Origin of the sequence: Streptomyces sp. LaPpAH-108 (assembly GCF_000373625.1) — a bacterium.
Taxonomy (GTDB): Bacteria; Actinomycetota; Actinomycetes; order Streptomycetales; family Streptomycetaceae; genus Streptomyces.
The window spans coordinates 687135-706563 of sequence record NZ_KB891987.1; the positions used below are offsets into that span (position 1 = coordinate 687135).

General features: G+C 72.7%; 22 protein-coding genes. 14 read left to right on the forward strand and 8 right to left on the reverse strand.

The genetic code is table 11. The features are described 5' to 3' along the window. Positions 1–44 precede the first annotated feature (44 nt). Together dapE and B079_RS0103180 are read left to right on the forward strand one after the other, a co-directional pair. Positions 45–1124, forward strand: a complete 1080-nt coding sequence (gene dapE / locus B079_RS0103175; protein ID WP_018544327.1) for a succinyl-diaminopimelate desuccinylase — start codon at positions 45–47, stop codon at positions 1122–1124. Between the two features lie 128 nt (positions 1125–1252). After that, positions 1253–2011, forward strand: coding sequence for a TIGR00730 family Rossman fold protein (locus B079_RS0103180; protein WP_018544328.1), 759 nt, complete (start codon positions 1253–1255; stop codon positions 2009–2011). Positions 2012–2055: 44 nt separating this feature from the next. On the opposite strand, the gene folP is transcribed toward B079_RS0103180, so the two are convergent. After that, the gene (gene folP, locus B079_RS0103185) at positions 2056–2916 is read right to left on the reverse strand and encodes a dihydropteroate synthase (protein WP_018544329.1); all 861 of its coding nucleotides are present in this window, start codon (positions 2914–2916) and stop codon (positions 2056–2058) included. A gap of 139 nt (positions 2917–3055) precedes the next feature. Between folP and B079_RS0103190 the strand changes: the two genes are divergently transcribed. Both B079_RS0103190 and B079_RS0103195 read left to right on the forward strand, forming a co-directional pair. Then, a complete protein-coding gene (locus tag B079_RS0103190; protein WP_018544330.1) occupies positions 3056–3403 on the forward strand; it encodes a DivIVA domain-containing protein in 348 nt (115 codons plus the stop codon). Continuing rightward, on the forward strand, positions 3403–3999 hold the full coding sequence (locus tag B079_RS0103195; RefSeq protein WP_018544331.1) for a DNA-3-methyladenine glycosylase I: 597 nt from the start codon (positions 3403–3405) through the stop codon (positions 3997–3999). The genes B079_RS0103190 and B079_RS0103195 overlap by 1 nt, the downstream gene beginning before the upstream one ends. 31 nt (positions 4000–4030) lie before the next feature. Here B079_RS0103195 and B079_RS0103200 read toward each other — a convergent pair whose 3' ends face one another. Beyond that, entirely contained in the window at positions 4031–4834 is an 804-nt protein-coding gene (locus tag B079_RS0103200; protein WP_018544332.1) for an enoyl-CoA hydratase/isomerase family protein, read from the reverse strand. Between the two features lie 376 nt (positions 4835–5210). Here B079_RS0103200 and B079_RS33575 point away from each other — a divergent pair, with 376 nt between their 5' ends. Then, positions 5211–5378: a DUF3117 domain-containing protein gene (locus tag B079_RS33575; RefSeq protein ID WP_018544333.1), complete on the forward strand. Its 168-nt coding sequence runs from the start codon at positions 5211–5213 to the stop codon at positions 5376–5378. A 102-nt stretch (positions 5379–5480) separates the two neighbouring features. On the opposite strand, the gene B079_RS0103210 is transcribed toward B079_RS33575, so the two are convergent. Further along, positions 5481–6179, reverse strand: a complete 699-nt coding sequence (locus B079_RS0103210) for an O-methyltransferase (RefSeq protein ID WP_078495816.1) — start codon at positions 6177–6179, stop codon at positions 5481–5483. Positions 6180–6351: 172 nt separating this feature from the next. Here B079_RS0103210 and sigE point away from each other — a divergent pair, with 172 nt between their 5' ends. From sigE to B079_RS0103235, 6 genes are all read left to right on the forward strand, one after another. Next, positions 6352–7131, forward strand: coding sequence for an RNA polymerase sigma factor SigE (gene sigE, locus B079_RS0103215; protein WP_199779854.1), 780 nt, complete (start codon positions 6352–6354; stop codon positions 7129–7131). Further along, on the forward strand, positions 7128–8078 hold the full coding sequence (locus B079_RS31265) for an anti-sigma factor family protein (RefSeq protein ID WP_018544336.1): 951 nt from the start codon (positions 7128–7130) through the stop codon (positions 8076–8078). The genes sigE and B079_RS31265 overlap by 4 nt, the downstream gene beginning before the upstream one ends. Positions 8079–8190: 112 nt before the next feature. Continuing rightward, the gene (locus B079_RS35120) at positions 8191–8355 is read left to right on the forward strand and encodes a hypothetical protein (protein WP_018544337.1); all 165 of its coding nucleotides are present in this window, start codon (positions 8191–8193) and stop codon (positions 8353–8355) included. Then, positions 8352–10088, forward strand: coding sequence for a trypsin-like peptidase domain-containing protein (locus B079_RS31270; RefSeq protein ID WP_018544338.1), 1737 nt, complete (start codon positions 8352–8354; stop codon positions 10086–10088). Before B079_RS35120 ends, B079_RS31270 begins: the two co-directional genes overlap by 4 nt. A gap of 84 nt (positions 10089–10172) precedes the next feature. Next, positions 10173–10634 carry a sec-independent translocase gene (locus B079_RS0103230; protein WP_018544339.1) on the forward strand — a complete coding sequence of 154 codons (462 nt, stop codon included), beginning with the start codon at positions 10173–10175 and terminating at the stop codon, positions 10632–10634. Positions 10635–10878: 244 nt separating this feature from the next. Further along, the gene (locus B079_RS0103235) at positions 10879–11550 is read left to right on the forward strand and encodes a hypothetical protein (RefSeq protein WP_026248301.1); all 672 of its coding nucleotides are present in this window, start codon (positions 10879–10881) and stop codon (positions 11548–11550) included. 57 nt (positions 11551–11607) lie between these two features. Here the strand turns inward: B079_RS0103235 and B079_RS0103240 are convergent, their stop codons facing one another. From B079_RS0103240 to B079_RS0103250, 3 genes are read right to left on the reverse strand one after another with little or no spacing between them, the layout of a single operon-like run. Continuing rightward, positions 11608–12741, reverse strand: a complete 1134-nt coding sequence (locus tag B079_RS0103240) for an Mrp/NBP35 family ATP-binding protein (protein WP_026248302.1) — start codon at positions 12739–12741, stop codon at positions 11608–11610. 43 nt (positions 12742–12784) lie between these two features. Then, entirely contained in the window at positions 12785–13408 is a 624-nt protein-coding gene (locus B079_RS0103245) for a DUF1003 domain-containing protein (RefSeq protein WP_018544342.1), read from the reverse strand. Next, the gene (locus B079_RS0103250; RefSeq protein WP_018544343.1) at positions 13398–14693 is read right to left on the reverse strand and encodes a magnesium transporter MgtE N-terminal domain-containing protein; all 1296 of its coding nucleotides are present in this window, start codon (positions 14691–14693) and stop codon (positions 13398–13400) included. The genes B079_RS0103245 and B079_RS0103250 overlap by 11 nt, the downstream gene beginning before the upstream one ends. A gap of 206 nt (positions 14694–14899) precedes the next feature. Here B079_RS0103250 and B079_RS0103255 point away from each other — a divergent pair, with 206 nt between their 5' ends. Further along, on the forward strand, positions 14900–15631 hold the full coding sequence (locus B079_RS0103255) for a hypothetical protein (RefSeq protein ID WP_018544344.1): 732 nt from the start codon (positions 14900–14902) through the stop codon (positions 15629–15631). Positions 15632–15879: 248 nt separating this feature from the next. Here the strand turns inward: B079_RS0103255 and B079_RS0103260 are convergent, their stop codons facing one another. Beyond that, on the reverse strand, positions 15880–16410 hold the full coding sequence (locus tag B079_RS0103260) for a hypothetical protein (protein WP_018544345.1): 531 nt from the start codon (positions 16408–16410) through the stop codon (positions 15880–15882). Between the two features lie 23 nt (positions 16411–16433). Beyond that, positions 16434–17555 (reverse strand): magnesium and cobalt transport protein CorA, encoded by a 1122-nt coding sequence (locus B079_RS0103265; protein WP_018544346.1) that lies wholly within the window; start codon positions 17553–17555, stop codon positions 16434–16436. A gap of 459 nt (positions 17556–18014) precedes the next feature. On the opposite strand from B079_RS0103265, the gene B079_RS0103270 reads away from it, so the two are divergent. Next, a complete protein-coding gene (locus B079_RS0103270) occupies positions 18015–18599 on the forward strand; it encodes a suppressor of fused domain protein (RefSeq protein WP_051094938.1) in 585 nt (194 codons plus the stop codon). A gap of 157 nt (positions 18600–18756) precedes the next feature. Continuing rightward, positions 18757–19398 (forward strand): DUF6758 family protein, encoded by a 642-nt coding sequence (locus tag B079_RS0103275; RefSeq protein ID WP_037801081.1) that lies wholly within the window; start codon positions 18757–18759, stop codon positions 19396–19398. The last annotated feature ends 31 nt before the right edge of the window (positions 19399–19429 follow it).

The following is a 19429-nucleotide window of genomic DNA, read 5'->3' on the forward strand; positions in this document are numbered from 1 at the left end:
GTTCGCACCGGGACGGGGGCGGGGCCCGCGTTAGGGTCGGGAGCATGGCCGAAACCTCGCTTGACCTCACGCTGGACGCCGCCGAGCTGACCGCACGGCTCGTGGACATCCCCTCCGAGAGCGGCACCGAGAAGCCGCTCGCCGACGCGATCGAGGCAGCACTGCGCGCGCTGCCGCATCTGACGGTGGAGCGGTACGGCGACAACGTGGTCGCCCGGACCGCGCTCGGCCGCGCGCAGCGGGTGATCCTCGCCGGGCACATCGACACCGTGCCGATCGCGGACAACGTGCCCTCCCGGCTCGACGAGGACGGCGTGCTGTGGGGCTGCGGCACCTGCGACATGAAGGCCGGTGTCGCGGTCCAGCTGCGCATCGCGGCCACCGTGCCCGAGCCCAACCGCGATCTGACCTTCGTGTTCTACGACAACGAGGAGGTCGCCGCCGAGCTGAACGGGCTCAGGAAGCTGGCGGAGGCTCACCCGGAGTGGCTGGCAGGGGACTTCGCGGTCCTGCTCGAACCCTCCGACGGCCAGGTCGAGGGCGGCTGCCAGGGCACGCTGCGGGTCCTGCTGAAGACCAAGGGCGAGCGGGCGCACTCCGCGCGCGGCTGGATGGGCTCCAACGCCATCCACGCCGCCGCCCCGATCCTGGCCCGCCTCGCCTCGTACGAGCCCCGGTGGCCGGTGATCGACGGCCTGGAGTACCGCGAGGGCCTGAACGCGGTGCGCATCGGCGGGGGAGTGGCGGGCAACGTCATCCCCGACGAGTGCGTGGTCACGGTCAACTTCCGCTACGCGCCCGACCGTTCGGAGGAGGAGGCGATCGCGCACGTCCGTGAGGTGTTCGCGGACTGCGGCGTGGAGGAGTTCGTGATCGACGACCACAGCGGTGCCGCGCTGCCCGGCCTCTCCCACCCGGCCGCCGCCGCGTTCATCGAGGCGGTGGGCGGTGTCCCGATGCCCAAGTACGGCTGGACGGACGTCTCCCGCTTCGCCTCGCTCGGCATCCCGGCCGTCAACTACGGCCCCGGCAACCCCCACTTGGCGCACAAGCGGGACGAGCGGGTGGAGACGGCGAAGATCCTCGCGGGCGAGGAGCGGCTGCGCGGCTGGCTGACCGCCTAGCACCCACCGGCCCACGCGGCGGCACCCGCACCACACGGCGCCGTGTTCCGGACATGCTCACGTCCCCCCGCCGTAACGGATGCGGATCTAGGCTGAGGACGAAATACCGGCAAGTGGAGGGAGCGCACATGGCCACGGGAAACCCCGAGGGGAAGAAGCGCCCGCCGGACGAGCAGCGGCTCGGTCCGGTCCTCAGGCGGCGCGGCCAGGTGCAGGCCAGCACCACCGACCAGCGGCTCCTGGACGAGCGCGCCCCCACCGACTGGGTGCACACCGACCCCTGGCGGGTGCTGCGCATCCAGTCGGAGTTCATCGAGGGCTTCGGCACGCTCGCCGAGCTGCCGCCCGCGATCAGTGTGTTCGGCTCGGCGCGCACCCCGGTGGACTCACCGGAGTACGACGCCGGTGTACGGCTCGGACGCGGCCTGGTGGAGGCCGGCTGGGCCGTGATCACCGGAGGCGGCCCCGGCGCCATGGAGGCGGCCAACAAGGGCGCCCTGGAGGCGGGCGGCCTCTCCGTCGGCCTCGGCATCGAGCTGCCCTTCGAGCAGGGGCTGAACCCGTACGTCGACATCGGCCTGAACTTCCGGTACTTCTTCGTCCGCAAGATGATGTTCGTGAAGTACGCGCAGGGCTTCGTCGTCCTGCCCGGCGGGCTCGGCACCCTGGACGAGCTGTTCGAGGCGCTCACCCTGGTGCAGACCCAGAAGGTGACCCGGTTCCCGATCGTCCTGTTCGGCAGCGCGTACTGGGGCGGCCTGGTCGACTGGCTGCGCGGCACCCTGGTCGACCAGGGCAAGGCGTCGGAGAAGGACCTGATGCTCTTCCACGTCACGGACGACGTGGACGAGGCGGTCGCGCTGGTCTCCAAGGAGGCGGCCCGCTGAACCCCTCCCAGGGACGGCCCCGCGCCGTCCCTGGGGCACGCTCCTCAGGCCAGGCCCCGCCGCGCGGTCGCGGGCGGCCGGTGCCCGGCGATCGACGCCACCATGTCGAGCACCTGCCGGGTCTCCGCGACCTCGTGCACCCGGTACACCTGCGCGCCCAGCCACGCCGAGACCGCCGTGGTCGCGAGCGTCCCGATCAGCCGTTCCTTGACCGGGCGGTCCAGGGTCTCGCCGACGAAGTCCTTGTTGGACAGCGACACCAGCACCGGCCAGCCCGTCGCCGTCATCTCGCCCAGGCGGCGCGTGGCCTCCAGGCTGTGCCGGGTGTTCTTGCCGAAGTCGTGCCCCGGGTCGATCAGCACCGACTCGCGCGGCACACCGAGCGCCACCGCCCGCTCGGCCAGGCCCAGGGTGACCTCCAGGATGTCGGCCATGACGTCGTCGTACACCACCCGGTGCGGACGCGTGCGCGGCTCGGCGCGCCCCGCGTGCGTGCACACCAGGCCCACGCCGTACCGCGCGGCGACCTCCGCGAGGCCGGGGTCGGCGCCGCCCCACGCGTCGTTCAGCAGATCGGCGCCCGCCTCGCACACCGCCTCGCCGACCTCGGCACGCCAGGTGTCCACGCTGATCACCACGTCCGGGAACCGGCGCCGCACCTCGGCCACGAAGCCGACCGTGCGCCGCGCCTCCTCCTGCGCGGTGACCTCCTCGCCGGGGCCCGCCTTCACCCCGCCGATGTCGATGATCGCGGCCCCCTCGGCCACCGCCTGTTCCACGCGCGTCAGCGCGGCCTCGTCGGTGAACGTGGCGCCCCGGTCGTAGAAGGAGTCCGGGGTCCGGTTGACGATCGCCATCACCACCGGCTCGTGCGGCCCGAATTCCCGCGTGCCCAGCCTGAGCATCCCCTGTGACCTCTCCTCACCCGCCCACGGCGATCCCGTCCGTGGGCCCTGACTGTCAGCGTCGCATGGCACGATCGGACCCAGACACATTGGGCCACCGGCACCGCGCCGGGCACATCGAGCTTGGGGAACCCTGGCGATGCTGATGTTCTTGTTCCTGGTCGTCGCGCTGGCCGTCGTGGTGGCCGCGGTGACGCTCGCCGTGGTGGGCGGCGGGGAGAGCGCCCCGCTCCCGGAGGCCGCCCCCGAGCGGCTGACGGACCCGCTGCCCGCGGACCGCCCGGTCGGCGGCGCCGACGTGGAGAGCCTGCGCTTCCCGCTGGCCCCGCGCGGCTACCGCATGGCCGACGTGGACGACGCGCTCGGCCGGATCGCCGCCGAACTCGCCGAGCGCGACGCCCGGATCGCCGACCTGGAGTCCGCACTCGCCGGTGCCCGCGGCACCGGCCCCACCCGCCTGGACAAGCCGGGCACCGAGGAGGCGTGATGAGCGACGGCACCGCGGTGGCCGGGTCCGACGGCAGGCTCCGCTGCCCCTGGGCCCTGTCCGCCGAGGACTACGTGTCCTACCACGACGAGGAGTGGGGCCGCCCGGTCCACGGCGACGACGCCCTCTTCGAACGGCTCAGCCTGGAAGCCTTCCAGTCCGGCCTGTCCTGGATCACCATCCTGCGCCGCAGGCCCGGCTTCCGCGCCGCGTTCGCGGACTTCCGCATCGAGAAGGTCGCCGCCTTCACCGACGAGGACCGCGAACGCCTGCTGGCCGACACCGGGATCATCCGCAACCGCGCCAAGATCGACGCCACGATCGCCAACGCGCGCGTGCTCGCCGACTGGTCCGAGGGCGACCTGGACGAGCTGATCTGGTCCCACGCCCCGGACCCGGCCGGACGCCCGGTGCCCAAGGTCCTCGGGGACGTGGCCGCCGTGACCCCCGAGTCCACCGCGCTGTCCAAGGCGCTCAAGAAGCGGGGGCTGCGCTTCGTCGGCCCCACGACGGCGTACGCGCTGATGCAGGCCTGCGGGCTGGTCGACGACCACCTGGAGACCTGCGTCGGCAGAGGGATCGCCCAGGGCGCCTGAGCGGGCGCGGGTTCTTCCGGGGCGGTGCCGGTCAGCGGCCCAGGTACGTCGGCTTCCGCTTCTCCACGAACGCCTGGACCGCGATCGCGTGGTCCTCGGAGGAGCCCGCGCGGCTCTGGAGTTCGTCCTCCTTCTCCAGGGTCTCGGCCAGGGAGTGGGTCAGACCGTAGGCCACCGACTCCTTGAGTGCCGCGTACGCCACCGTCGGTCCCTCGGCCAGCGTGCGCGCCACCCGTTCGGCCTCGGCGCGCAGCTCGGCCGCGGGCACCAGACGGCTCGCGATGCCCAGCTCCAGCGCCTCCTGGGCGGTCAGGGAGCGCGGGAAGAGCAGCAGATCGGTGGCGCGGCCGGGGCCCACCACGCGGGGCAGCGTCCAGGAGATCCCCGAGTCGGCGGTCAGCGCGACCCCGGCGAACGAGGTGTTGAAGGACGCCGTGTCGGCCACGAGGCGGTAGTCCGCCGCGAGCGCGAAGCCGAAGCCCGCCCCGGCCGCGACCCCGTTGACCGCCGCGACCACCGGCTTCGGTGCGTCCACCAGGGCCCGCACGATCGGGTTGTAGTGCTCCCTGACCGTGCTCATCGTCTGTCCCGAGCCGGACGCGCGGTCGGCGGCCAGCAGCCCGATGTGCTCCTTGAGGTCCTGGCCCACGCAGAAGGCCCGCTCACCCGCCGCCGTCAGCAGGACCGCCCGCACCGCCGGATCGGCCCCGGCGGCCTCCGCAGCCTCCCGCAGCGCGTTCTTGGTCGCGATGTCCAGGGCGTTCATCGCCTCGGGACGGTTCAGCTCGATCGTCGCGAGCCCGTCGTTCACCTCGTAGAGCACGGTGTCGGCCATGGCGCGTCCCCTCCGGTGTCGCGGCTGTGACGTACCGACCGGTACGCCTTTGTCCGAGGACAGCATGGCGGAGATCACGGCCCGTGGGCCGCGGTGTCCGTGTGACCTGCGTCAAAGAAAACGCCCGCGGACGCGCCCGGGTTCCGTGCGCGGGGCGGCGAAGTATCGCAGGCACATCCCCGAATTGAGTGGTTTTGCTCGCGCGCGTTGCCCAAGCGATGCCGACCGATGTTGGTCATCGGGTCCTGCGATGCGGGATAATGGCTGGGAAGCAATGTGTTCGATGCCGGTGTCGTGTGTCCCCTCAGTGGACCGCGGGTGCCCTCCGTGGGGTCGTCGGCAGACGATGAGCCTGGTTTCAGGAAGGGGTACGAGCATGGCGGCCATGAAGCCGCGGACGGGTGATGGCCCGCTCGAGGTGACCAAGGAGGGGCGGGGCATCGTCATGCGCGTTCCGCTCGAAGGCGGCGGTCGACTCGTCGTCGAGCTGACCCCTGACGAGGCCGAGGCGCTCGGCGACGCCCTCAAGAAGGTCGTCGTCTGACGCGCTCCCGATCTCCAGAGGGCCCCGGTACCGCTCGCGGTACCGGGGCCCTCTCGTTCTTCGCGCTGTTCTCGCCGCTCCGGCGTGTGTGACGGGTACGGCTCAGCGCTTGACGGCGCAGAGCAGCCCGTCGCCCACGGGCAGCAGCGAGATCACCAGTTCCTCGCTCTCGCGCACCGTGCGCAGCAGCTCCCGCAGGCGCAGCACCTCGGTCGGCTGCGGACCCGAGTCGACCGTACGGCCGCCCGCGAAGACGCCCTCGAAGACCACCAGGCCGCCGGAGCGCAGCAGCCGCAACGATTCAGCGAGGTAGCTGGAGTACTCCAGGCGGTCGCCGTCGCAGAAGACGAGGTCGTAGCCCGCGTCCGCGAGGCGGGGCAGGACGTCCAGGGCGGGGCCCGGGATGAAGCGGGCCCGGTTGCTGGCGAAGCCGCTGGCGCGGAAGGCCTGCCGGGCGAACTGCTGGTGCTCCGGCTCCGGGTCGACGGTGGTCAGCACCCCGTCCGGGCGCATCCCGTGCAGCAGGTGGATCCCGGACACCCCGCAGCCCGTGCCGATCTCGGCGACCGCCTTGGCGTCCACCGAGGCGGCGAGCAGCCGCAGCGCGGCACCCGTGCTGGGCGTCACCGAGCGCAGCCCCGCGTCCCTGGCCCGGTCGCGGGCCCAGAGCAGCGGTTCGTCCTCGGCGACAAAGGCGTCGGCGAACGCCCAGCTCGTCTGCCGGTTGCCGGTAATGGCCCTCTCCTGTCCCCGTAATTGCCTCGGCGTGACTGTATCCGTTGGGGGCGGGAACCCGCAGATGGGACCGAGCGTTCAACAGGATGAGCCGGCGATCCGCCGGACCGGCGGAACGCGACGGGGGCGAAGGGTGACGCAGGGTGCGGAACACAAGCGCACGCAGCCGGATGACCCGGGGCGCCGCGCGTCAAATTCTCGTAAAACCGCTTATCCGGAGCTAACGGGCGAGGTGGCTATGGTAGGGGCTCCACTGGACACCACCAGAGCCGACAGGGGAGGTGCGGCCGCGCCCGGGGACCGGGGAGGAGTGCTACGGCGCTTTCTCGGGTCGGGCAGGCCGAAATCCGTGACCGACACCGCTGCTGACCGTCCCGCCGGAATCGCCGCGGGCGACTCCCAGACCGCGACCTTCACCACCGACGCGGACGCTCAGGCGTGGACTCCGCCCAGCTGGGAGGAGATCGTCAGCACGCACAGCGGCCGGGTCTACCGCCTCGCCTACCGCCTCACGGGCAATCAGCACGACGCGGAGGACCTCACCCAGGAGGTCTTCGTCCGGGTCTTCCGCTCGCTGTCGACGTACTCGCCGGGCACCTTCGAGGGCTGGCTGCACCGCATCACCACCAACCTGTTCCTGGACATGGTCCGGCGCAAGCAGCGCATCCGCTTCGACGCCCTCGGCGAGGACGCGGCCGAGCGCCTGCCCAGCCGCGAGCCCAGCCCCCAGCAGGTCTTCAACGACGCGCACTTCGACGCGGACGTGCAGCAGGCCCTGGACACCCTCGCGCCCGAGTTCCGCGCCGCCGTCGTGCTGTGCGACATCGAGGGGCTGTCGTACGAGGAGATCGCCGCGACCCTGGGCGTCAAGCTCGGCACCGTGCGCTCCCGTATCCACCGCGGCCGTTCCCAGCTCCGCAAGGCGCTCGCCCACCGCTCGCCCGAGGCGCGCCGGGCCGAGCGCCGCTCCTTCATGGCCCCGGTGCCCGCACTGGGGGGAGGGGGCACGCCCGCGTGAGCGCATCCCGGCCCGAACCCGCGACGGCACACCTCGCGGAACAGCACCTGGGAGACCGGCTCTCCGCCCTGGTCGACGGAGAACTCGGTCATGAGACGCGCGAGCGCGTCCTCGCGCACCTGGCCACCTGCGGCCGGTGCAAGGCGGAGGCGGACGCGCAGCGACGCCTGAAGAACGTGTTCGCGCAGGCGGCCCCGCCGCCGCCCTCCGAGAGCTTCCTCGCCCGCCTCCAGGGCCTGCCCGGCGGCGACCCGGAGGACGGGGACCGGCTGCCCGGCGGCCCCTTCGGACCCGGCCCCGACGCCGGGGTCTTCGGCGTGGGCAACCCCGAGCGCTTCGCCTTCGGCTACGTCCCGGCGGTACCGGCCCACGCGGCCGTCCCCGACGAGCAGGGCTTCCGCATCCACCCCGTGGGGGAACGGTCCGCCTCGCGCGGGCTGCGGTTCGCGGTCGCCGCCGCCGGTGCGGTCTCCCTCGCGGCCGTCGCCCTCGGCGGGGTGGGGGGCACCCTCCCCGGCGACCTCACGGCGGACGCCCGCGGCGGCTCCGGCGCGGGCAGCAACGTGGCCCCGGCCCGCTCGGCGGGCACCGGCACCGGCACCCCGGGCACGGCTGCCACGCCCGAGACCCAGCGCCGCCGCGCCACGGCCCCGCTGCTCGCCCAGGGCGCCGGACAGCTCGGCCAGGTCCCCGCGGTACCCACCTCCGTCTCCGCGCCCCTGCTGCCCGGCGTGCCCTCCCCGGCCGACGGGCGGCCCCAGGACACCGCGCGCGAACTCGCCCTGCCCCAGGCGCCCTCGGGGCCCGCCTCCCCGCTGATACGCCCGCTGGACGAGATCACCCCGTTCTCCGTCAGCTCCGCCGCACCCACGGCCACCTGGGCCGCCGTCCCCGGCCCCTCCGCCGCCCCCGCCCCCGTCACATCTCCGGCCAGCCAGGCACCCTGACCACCGCCTGCGCACCCTGTGGCGAACCTGGTTGAATCCTGTAAAGCCGTGCCCGGACCGCTGGACCCCGGGCACCGCCAGGGGATCGAGTCACGCGGCCACCGGGGAGAGCATGAACGAGGGCAACCCGCTGTACGTCCCGGAGGACGAGCGGGAGAAACGGCCGGGGCGCCTGCGGCTCGGCTCGGCGGGGTGGAACCCGGGGGTTCTCCCGATGCCGGGCCGGGTGCCGGTGGCGTGGTGGGGGATGCGGAACAGCGGGGGGACTTTCCGGTGACGTCGGAGCGGGAACCGGTGGACGGGCTGGTCGTGCCGGGGCGTGAGCGGGAGCCGGTGGATGTGCCGGTCGTACCGGGGCGTGAGCCGGAGCTGGTGGACGGGCTGGTTGTGCCGGTGGGCGAGCCGGAGGCGGTGGGCGGCTCGGTCGGGTTCGCGCGTGAGCCGGAGGCGGTGGGTTTCTCGGGCGCGTCCGTGCCTGAGGCGGTGGGCTTCTCGGGCGGGTTCGTGTCGGAGTCGGTGGACAGTCGCGCGCAGGTGTCGGCCCACGTCGTCCCCGACCGGCCCGCCCCGCTGCACGAGTCCGACCCCTACGGCACCCCGCCCTACGGTGAGCCCGGTCCCTGGGCGCCCGCTCCGCCCTTCCAGGGCCCCGGGGTGACGCCCGCCCACGGGACGCCTCTCGTGCCCCCGCAGGCGCCGTATCCTCCCGCCGACGCCCTCCCGGACCCGGCGGGCCCCACGCACGCCCAGCCCCAGGCGTCCCAGCCCGGCCTCACGCATGCCGAGCCCGATGCCCACGCCCAGCCCCAGGCGCCCCAGACCGGCCCCTGGAGCCGCTACGACCCCTGGGCCGTGCCCCACGCGCCCCTTCAGCAGACCGGCGCCGCCGTGCCCGGGGAGCGGCGTGTGAAGCGGAAGGTGCTGCTCGCGTGGGGGCTTGCCGTCGCGCTCGTCGCCGGAGGCATCGGCGGCTTCGCCGGGGCGTGGCTGGAGCGGGCCGGGATCGGGGACGTCCATCTGCCCAAGGCGGCCGAGGTGCCCGCGGGCCGGGCGCCGGACAGCGTGGCCGGGATAGCCGCGCGGGCCCTGCCCAGCGTCGTCACCCTGCATGTGAGCGGCGACGACGAGGCCGGGACCGGCACCGGATTCGTGCTCGACACGCGCGGCCACATCCTCACCAACAACCATGTCGTCGCGCCCGCCTCCTCAGGCGGCGAGATCACCGTGACGTTCAGCGGCGGCGACACCGCCAGGGCCCGGGTCGTCGGCCGGGACAGCGGGTACGACCTCGCCGTCGTCCAGGTCAGCGGGGTCCGCGGGCTGACCCCGCTGCCGCTCGGCGACTCCGACGACGTGCGCGTGGGCGATCCGGTCGTCGCCATCGGCGCCCCCTTCGACCTGGCCAACACCGTCACCTCCGGCATCATCAGCGCCAAGGAACGTCCCATCACGGCGGGCGGCGAGAAGGGCGACGGCAGCGACATCTCCTACGTCGACGCGCTCCAGACCGACGCCCCGATCAACCCCGGCAACTCCGGCGGCCCCCTCCTCGACGCGCACGCCCAGGTCATCGGCATCAACTCCGCCATCCGCTCCGCCGACAGCGGCGCGGACTCCGGCGAGAGCCGGGCCGGTTCCATCGGCCTCGGCTTCGCCATCCCGGCCAACCAGGCCCGGCGGGTCGCCGAGGAGCTGATCAACGAGGGGCACGCCACCCACCCCGTCATCGGCGTCACCCTCGACATGGGCTACACCGGCGACGCCGCCCGCGTCTCCGCCAAGGGCGGCACCGGCGGCCCCGCCGTGCAGCCGGGCGGCCCCGGCGACCGGGCCGGGCTGAAGGCGGGCGACCTCGTCACCGAGGTCGACGGCCACCGCGTCCACTCGGGCGAGGAGCTGATCGTCAGGATCCGCGCCCACCGCCCCGGCGACCGGCTCCGCCTCACCGTCGAACGCGCCGGGACCGAGCACACCGTCTCCCTGGTCCTGGGGGCCTCGGAGCGGAACTGACGGAAGTCTCACCCGGGCGCGGTACCGGACCGCGGACCGCGCCGGGTACGGTTGAGCGACCGAGGACATCCCAAGGAGCTTCAGGTGTTCAATGACATAGGGCCGCTTGAGCTGGTCACGCTCATCGTCCTCGCCGTGCTCGTCTTCGGTCCGGACAAGCTCCCCAAGTTCATCCAGGACGTCACGCGGACGATCCGCAAGATCCGCGAGTTCTCGGACAGCGCCAAGCAGGACATCCGCAGCGAGCTGGGCCCGGAGTTCAAGGACTTCGAGTTCGAGGACCTGAACCCCAAGACGTTCCTGCGCAAGCAGCTGGAGAACGACGACCTGGGGCTCCAGGAGATCCGCAGCGGCTTCGACCTCAAGCGCGAGATGACCGACCTCACGGACTCGGTCAACGGCCACGGCGCGGCCGTACCCGCCGCCCCCGCCTCGCAGTCCCCGGCGGGCGGCCGGATCGACATGACCAAGCGTCCGGACCTGACCAAGCGTCCCGACCCGCTGGGCCCGGACGAGCGCCCGCCCTTCGACGCCGACGCCACCTGAGCCCGTCTCACCCGTACGGCCCACCGCGCGACACGCGGCCGTATCCGTCCCGCACGACGCCCTGAACGGCGCGTACCTGCCGCACATCGCGTCGGCCCGCTTCCCGCACGACCCACGAGCAGGGCGGTTTCCCAGCGGCCCTCACCGGTGTGGATATGCTGCCGAGTTGTTGTGCGGACCGGGCGCGTACGCCCGAAGGGGGGCGGGCAGCCCCGGTCCGACGAGAGCGAGGAGGCGTCCGGGCATGGAGACGACGAGTCGGGTGGGCGCGAAGACGCCGGCCGCGGCGGGCGGACAGCGGGGCCCGTCCGGCCACCGATCGGTCGACGGCTATCTGCGGGCGCCCTTCCCGTGGTACGGCCTGGACGAGGCGTTCACGGGCGCCCGCTGGCTGATGCAGGTCGGCACGGCGGCCGACGGGGCCGTGGAACACGGTTCGATCGGCCACGGCGACGAGCCCTCGGTGCTGGGCGAGCACACCGGTTCGTCCGCCGACGAGACCAGGGAGAAGTTCGCGGTCGTGGTGACCGTCCCCGTGAACCCCTCCCGGCGCAGCGCGGACGGCACCGGGCTCCTGGAGGCCACCTCGGTCTCCTCGGCGGCCTGGCTGGCCGGTGTGGGGCTCCTGTCGGTCACCTGGCCCGGCCAGATGGACCACACCCTGCGCGACGACTGGCTGGACCAGCAGACCGAGACCGCCTGGGCGCTCGCCGACGACCTCCAGGGCGCGGAGTGGTCCACCCTCTCCCTGCCCGTGGACGGCGTGGCCACGCCCTTCCACTACCGGGAATCCGAGTTCGGCTGGGTGCTGGCCGGGTCCACCGAGGCGGGCGTCCACCTCGGCGCGTACGGCCGGGGCATGAGCGCCTACGGGCTCGGCTTCGCCCTCGTCAAGGACATCGGCGCGTACGCCTGACGCACGAAGGGAGGGGGCACCGGCGGAATCCGCCGGTGCCCCCTCCCGCGTCGTGTCTCAGAACTTGTTGCGCGGCGTGATCCCCAGCGAAAGACCCGACAGGCCCCGCTGACGGCCGCCCAGCTTGCCCGCGATGGAGCGCAGCGCCGCGCCCGCCGGGGACTCGGGGTCGGTCAGGACGACCGGCTTGCCGTCGTCGCCGCCCTCGCGCAGGCGGACGTCGATCGGGATGCTGCCGAGGACCGGGACCGTCGCGCCCGTGGTGCGGGTCAGGCCCTCGGCGACCGCCTGGCCGCCGCCGGTGCCGAACACGTCGACCATCTCGCCGCAGTGCGGGCACGGCAGGCCCGACATGTTCTCGACCACACCGACGATCTTCTGGTGCGTCTGCACCGCGATGGAGCCCGCCCGCTCGGCCACCTCGGCCGCCGCCTGCTGCGGGGTCGTCACGACCAGGATCTCCGCGTTCGGGATCAGCTGGGCCACCGAGATCGCGATGTCACCGGTGCCCGGCGGCAGGTCGAGCAGCAGCACGTCCAGGTCGCCCCAGTACACGTCCGAGAGGAACTGCTGGAGCGCGCGGTGCAGCATCGGGCCGCGCCAGACGACCGGCGCGTTGCCCGGGGTGAACATGCCGATGGAGATGACCTTCACGCCGTTCGCCGACGGCGGCATGATCATGTTCTCGACCTGGGTGGGACGGCCGTCCGCGCCCAGCATGCGCGGCACGCTGTGGCCGTAGATGTCGGCGTCCACGACACCGACCTTCAGCCCGTCGGCGGCCATCGCCGCCGCCAGGTTCACCGTCACGGAGGACTTGCCGACGCCGCCCTTGCCGGAGGCGACCGCGTACACCCGGGTGAGGCTGCCCGGCTTGGCGAAGGGGATCTCGCGCTCGGCCTGGCCGCCGCGCAGCGCGTTGGCCAGCTCCCGGCGCTGCTCGTCGCTCATCACGTCCAGCGCGACATCGACCCGGGTGACCCCCGCGACGCGGGAGACCGCCGTGGTCACGCGCTCGGTGATGGTCTCGCGCATCGGGCAGCCGGAGACGGTCAGGTAGACCGTGACCGCGACCGCGCCGTCCGCGCCGATCTCCACCGATTTGACCATGCCGAGTTCGGTGATCGGTCGGTTGATCTCGGGGTCGTTCACCGTCGCCAGTGCCTCGCGCACCGCGTCTTCCATAGCCATAAGGTCGATGGTACGGCGCTGGGTGCCGCCGCCGTGTAGCGCCTCAGCGGTCGTCTGTGTCACGCCCGGACGGCCGTTCTGCCCGTTCCGCCGGGAATGCGATGCGGGAGGGGTGGCCGTCGCGCCGCCGATCCTCCTCCAGGTCCCGGATCAGGTCCTGCAGCTCGGAGCGGATCCAGTCCCGGGTGGCGACCTCACCGAGGCCCATGCGCAGCGCGGCGATCTCCCGGGTCAGATACTCGGTGTCCGCGATCGACCGCTCGTTCTGCTTGCGGTCCTGCTCCAGATTGACCCGGTCGCGGTCGTCCTGCCGGTTCTGCGCGAGCAGGATCAGCGGGGCCGCGTAGGACGCCTGGAGCGAGAGCATCAGGGTCAGGAAGATGAACGGGTACGGGTCGAAGCGCACCACCGCCGGGGCCGCGATGTTCCACAGCACCCAGACGATGATGACGACCGTCATCCAGACCAGGAAGCGGCCCGTGCCGAGGAACCGCGCGATCCGCTCCGAAAGGCGCCCGAACGCCTCCGCGTCCCACTCCGGCAGCAGCCGTCTGCGCGGCGGGCGCGGCTGGTCCAGACGTGGCCCCCGGGGACGGGCGGTGGCCGTGGCGCCCGCCGGGGAGCGCTCGCGACCGCCGTCCCGGCTCCCCTCGCGCTCAGCCCCCATGGCTCGCGGCTCCCTGCTCCATCGCGCCGTCCAGATGGAACTCGGTCTCGCGCCAGTCGTCGGGCAGCATGTGGTCGAGCACGTCGTCCACGGTGACCGCGCCGAGCAGCGAGCCCGACTCGTCCACCACGGGCGCGGCGACCATGTCGTACGTGGCGAAGAACCCGGCGATGACCGGCAGCGTGGCGTCCGGGTCCAGGGACTGGAGGTCGTCGTCGATGAGCGAACTGACCAGGGTGTACGGCGGGTCGCGCAGCAGCCGCTGGAAGTGCACCGTGCCCAGGTACTTGCCGGTCGGCGTCTCGTCGGGCGGACGGCAGACGTAGACCTGTGCGGCGAGCGCGGGGGAGAGGTCGGGGTTGCGGACCCGGGCGAGGGCGTCCGCGACGGTGGCGTCCGGGCGCAGCACGATCGGCTCGGTCGTCATCAGGCCGCCCGCCGTGTGCTCCTCGTACGACATCAGGCGCCGCATGTCGGCCGCGTCGTCGGGCTGCATCAGGCTCAGCAGCCGCTCCTTGTCCTCCTCGGGCAGCTCGCCGAGCAGGTCGGCCGCGTCGTCGGGGTCCATGGCCTCCAGGACGTCGGCGGCGCGCTCCTCCTTGAGCTTGCCGAGGATCTCGATCTGGTCGTCCTCGGGCAGCTCCTCCAGGACGTCCGCGAGCCGGTCGTCGTCCAGGGCGGCGGCGACCTCGGCACGCCGCTTGGGGGAGAGGTGGTGCAGCACGTTGGCGAGGTCCGCCGGGCGCAGCTGCTCGAAGGTGGCGAGCAGGCTCTCCGCGCCCTGCCCGTGCTCCTCCAGGGAGAACCCGGTGACGTCCGACCAGGGCACGGTCAGCGACTCCCCCTTGGCCCGCCGGAAGGCGCCGCCCTTCTTGCCCTTGCGCACGAAGACGCGGTCGACCTCCCAGTCCCGGCGCGCCGGGAGCTGCTGCACGGACAGGTCGAGGACGGTGACCTCCTCGCCGGTCTCCACCAGTTGCACGCGCCGGTCCAGGAGTTCCCCGAACACCAGCCGCTCGGTGGGCCGTTGCTCGAAGCGGCGCACGTTGACCACCCCGGTGGAGATGACCTGGCCGGAGTCGAGCCCGGTCACCCGGGTCATCGGCAGGAAGATCCGGCGCCGGTTGGACAGCTCGACGACCAGACCGAGGACGCGCGGAGGGCGCCGTCCGACGCGCAGCATGACGACGATGTCGCGCACGCGGCCCACCTGGTCGCCGGTCGGGTCGAACACGGGAGCCCCGGCCAGGTGCGAGACGAAGATCCGGGGAGCACCGGCTGCCATGGCTTCGCTTCCTTTGTCTCGATCGCTCGGGATGGTCCCGATCGCTCGGGATCGCTCGGTTTTGCCGACTCGCGTGCGCTTCAGGCTAGCCCGTACCGATCGGGCACGCCCTGGTGGACGGTCCGGACGGACTCGCTCCGTCGCCGCCCGGAGCCACCGGTACGCTGCCGTACGCCGTTCGGAACGTCAGAGAGGCAGCCCCACCTGTGACTGCGATTGCCCGGACCCCCGCCCACTGCCGCACCGCGCTCAGAGCGTGCGGTCTGGCCCTCGCGGCCACGGTGCTGGCGGGCTGCGGCGGCGAGGACCCGGACGCGGGCACGAACGGCGTCGGCAAGCTGCCCCCGGAGAAGATCCAGTCGCGCACCCGCTCGGCGGCGGACGCGGCCAAGGACGTCCACCTGGCCGGAACCGTGGTCACCGGCAAGGACACCTACCGGCTGGACATGCGGCTCAAGGCGGGCGGCGCCAGCGGCTCGGTCACCGCCAAGGGGTCGGCGTTCCGGCTGCTGCGCGTCGGCGAGAAGCTGTATCTGAAGGCCGACGCCGACTTCTGGAAGCGGGCCGGGGACACCTCGGCCGCATCCAAGCTCCAGGGCAAGTACGTGAAGGTCCCGCAGGCGGACGCGGCGTACAAGAAGTTCATCGGCTTCACCGAGAAGGACGTGCTGATGTCGGGGCTGCTGACCCTGCACGGCAAGCTGGCCACGGCCGGGCATCACGAGCAGGGCGGCGTCCGGACGATCCGGGTCACCGGCGACGGCGGCCTCGGCGGCACGCTCGACGTCTCCCTGGAGGGCACGCCCTATCCGCTGCGCCTGGTGCGCGCCGGCCACGCGGGCACCCTCACGTTCTCCGACTGGGGCAAGGACTTCCCGCTCGCCGAGCCCGACGGTTCGCAGACCGTGGACTACGGCAGCAGCCTGCCCACGTCCTGAGCCGCGGCCCTTCCCGCGCCGTCCCTAGGGGGTGTCGTTTGGATCAGCTCGACGACGCGGGGTCTGGCACGCACATCTGCCGCGTTGTCGTCGGTCGCCGACTCCCCCACGCTCGGCTTCGCTCGCGCGGGGGCACCCCCATCGCGTCGACTCCCTCCTCCGCCTTGCAGCTGCACGCACCAGACCCCGCTCGGGTCGGCACAAGCGCACCGGAATCACCCGCGCCGACCTGATCCAAACGACACCCCCTAGCCCTTCTTGCGACGCCGCGTCAGCAGCCTCGGCAGCGCGGCCGGGATCGGCTGCCGGGTCGTCGCCGGGCTGGGCAGCGGCGGGGCGGCCAGGCTGCCGGTGGGCGGCGGCTCCACCGCGCCGGTCGGCACCAGGCGCACCACACGGCACTCGCGGGCCCAGCGCTCCGTCATCGCCTCGCTGTCGGGGGCGTTGAGCCGCTTGCCCTTCAGCTCGGCCACCGTCTCCGTCCACTCCGGCGAGCCCGGGCCGAGCGCGTGCACCGTGGCGGGCCAGCTCACCAGCCGTCCGCCCTTGTCCTTGCTGCGCACCGTCACCTCGGCCCGGCCGCCGTCGGTCAGGCCGGGCAGCGGCTGCTCACCAGGGCCGTCGCCGATCAGGCACACGGCACCCTCGTGCCACACATGCCACAGCGGACGCGCGGCGGACACCTCCGCGCCCCGGACCCAGATCAGACCGGACTTCTTGGTGGCCTCCTCGATGAGGGCCTGGTCGAAGAGGTCCTGGCCGGGCAGCTCGCTAGTCATGCGCCCAGATTAACCAGGTGTGCTCACAGCCAGCCGTTGCGCTTCAGCGTGCGGTGGATGCCGAGGCAGAGGACGCCCGTGATGGCCATGACGACCGGATAGCCGTACTTCCAGTCCAGCTCGGGCATGTGCTTGAAGTTCATGCCGTAGACCCCGCACACCATGGTGGGCACGGCGATGATCGCGGCCCAGGCGGTGATCTTGCGCATGTCCTCGTTCTGCGCGACGGACGCCTGCGCCAGGTTGGCCTGGAGGATGGAGTTGAGCAGTTCGTCGAAGCCGACCACCTGCTCGTGCACCCGGGCCACATGGTCGGCGACGTCACGGAAGTACTTCTGGATGTCCGGGTCGATCAGCCGCATCGGCCGCTCGCTCAGCAGCTGCATCGGGCGCAGCAGCGGGGTGACCGCGCGCTTGAACTCCAGCACCTCGCGCTTGAGCTGGTAGATGCGCGCCGAGTCCACACCGCGCGAGACACCGCCGCCCCGGCCGGGCGAGAAGACCTCGGTCTCCACCTCGTCGATGTCGTCCTGCACGGCGTCCGCGACCGCGAGGTAGCCGTCCACCACATGGTCGGCGATGGCGTGCAGCACGGCCGAGGGGCCCTTGGCCAGCAGCTCCGGGTCGTCCTGGAGGCGGTGGCGCAGCGCCCGCAGCGAGCCCTGGCCGCCGTGCCGGACGGTGATGAAGAAGTCCCGGCCGGTGAAGCACATGACCTCACCCGTCTCGACGACCTCGCTGTTGGCGGTGAGCCGGTCGTGCTCGACGTAGTGGATGGTCTTGAACACGGTGAACAGGGAGTCGTCGTAGCGCTCCAGCTTCGGGCGCTGGTGCGCCTGCACCGCGTCCTCCACGGCCAGCGGGTGGAGTCCGAAGACGTTCGCGATCCCGGCGAACTCGGCCTCGGTCGGCTCGTGCAGACCGATCCACACGAACCCGCCGTCGCGCCGCACCTGACGCATCGCCTCCTGCGGGCCGAGCGGCTTGTCGCTCTCGATACGGCTTCCGTCGCGGTAGACCGCGCAGTCGACGATGGCCGACGGGGTGGCCGGGTCACGCGTGGTGTCGTACGCGGGCGTCGTCTCGCGCGGGGTCGGGCGGGAGGACGGTCGGACCACGGCTCGCAGGTCGCGGATCATCGACATGGGCAGGCTCCTTCGCGGGCAGGCAGCAAGGGCGCGGCCCGCGACGGCTGGAACTACCCGGAATGGGGACGTCCTGACTCCGTAGGTTTGGCACGTCCACAAAGCGGGGAGCACCGCACCGTCGCGGTGGCGACTTCGCTACTGATGCAGAACTGATGGAGATCAGGCAGATCAGGCAAAGCGAAACGAAGTGCTCTTCCGAACGGCGACGCGAACGTGAAGGTGGCAGCCGGCCAGGAACGACATCAACGGCGGGAAGAGCGAGTGGTACTGCACGGTCGACTTCGATCCATGACAGCCCCACCTCCTCCGGCCGGTCCCTCGTAAGGGAGTCTCATCGGCGTCGGGACTCGACAGCGTGCTTCTGCACGCGGCCCCGAACCACCGGCTCAGCGTAGCAGCCGCCCGTGGTGTCAAGGCGCAGCTTTGCCTGCCACTGACGAGTTCTATGCTCACCGCATGGTTGATGTTCTTCCTCTGGTCGAGGCCCGGTTGACCACCGCCCTGGGCGAACCGGACGCGCGCGCCTCGGTCACCTTCCTCGGCGCCGACCGTGTCGAGGTGCTGCGCTTCCTGGAGGGAGACCTCGTCCGCTACGCCAGCCTCGGTATGTCCGCGCACCCCATGACCGACCCCACGGCGATGGTGGCCGACCCCGTCAAGGGGCCGCGCGCGGAGCTGGTCCTCACCGTCCGCACGGGCCGCGCCGGTACCGATCAGGTGCTCAGGCCGCTCGCCGTGCTCGCCGCGTCCCCGCAGGTCGAGGGCGTGGTCATCGCCCCCGGCGCCTCCCTGGACGTCGGCGAGCCGCTGTGGCCCGGCGCTCCCTTCACCTCGGTCCTGGTCGGCGAGCCGGGCGGTCTGGTGGAGGACCTGGACCTGGACGACCCGCTGGACCCCGTGCGGTTCCTGCCGCTGCTCCCGATGACCCCGAACGAGGCGGCCTGGAAGCGGGTGCACGGCGCCCAGGCGCTCCAGGAGCGGTGGCTGGCCCACGGCACCGATCTGCGCGACCCGCTGCGCGCGGGCGTACCGCTGGACTGAGCGGCCGGGTGAGCAAGCTCACCAAAGTGCGCGCGGGGCAGCGGAGTTGACTCCCGTCGGGGTCGCGGGTGCCCGGGACGCCGCGGGTGGGGGCCCCGGCCGCCGGACGGGTGATCGTCCTTGACGTGGGGCGGTGCGGGTAGGACCGTGGGGCTCTATGAGGGGCGAACCCAGTTGCCCGAGGTGTGGTGGCCGGGTCCGGGCTCCCGGTCTCTTCGCCGACTCGTGGCAGTGTGCCGCGCACGGGTCGGTGCAGCCGCTCCAGCCCGTGATCCCGCCCAGTGTCGAGGCGCTCACCGCCGTCGTCCAGCGCACGCACGTCCCGGTGTGGATGCCGTGGCCGCTGCCGGTCGGCTGGCTGTTCACCGGCATCGCCCACGCCGGTGACGACCGCAGCGGGGGCCGCGCCAGCGCCGTCGCCTGTTCCGGCCCCGGCCCGCTCGGCGGCCCCGGCGAGCTGATCCTCGTCGCGGAGGAACCGGGCGTCGGACTCGGCTCGCGGTACGCGGGCCTGGAGGGCCCCGACCCCGGCTCGTACCTGAACGTGGAGAAGCCGCCGCAGGCCAAGGTCCTCGCGGCAGGGCGCCCGACCCCGCTCTGGCACGTCTCCGGCACCCCCACCGACCGCGCGGTCTTCGCGGGCGAGGCGCTGGGCATGTGGCTGTGGGCGGTGATGTGGCCCGAGCAGTCGAGCCTGCTGATGTACGACGAGCTGGTGCTGACCGATCTGAGAGACGCGGGCGCCGAGATCGACCTGGTGCCGTGCGGGGCGCTGTCGCCCCGGCTGATGCGGCCCTGAAGGACCGCGCAAGGATCCGTACGCGCGTGGC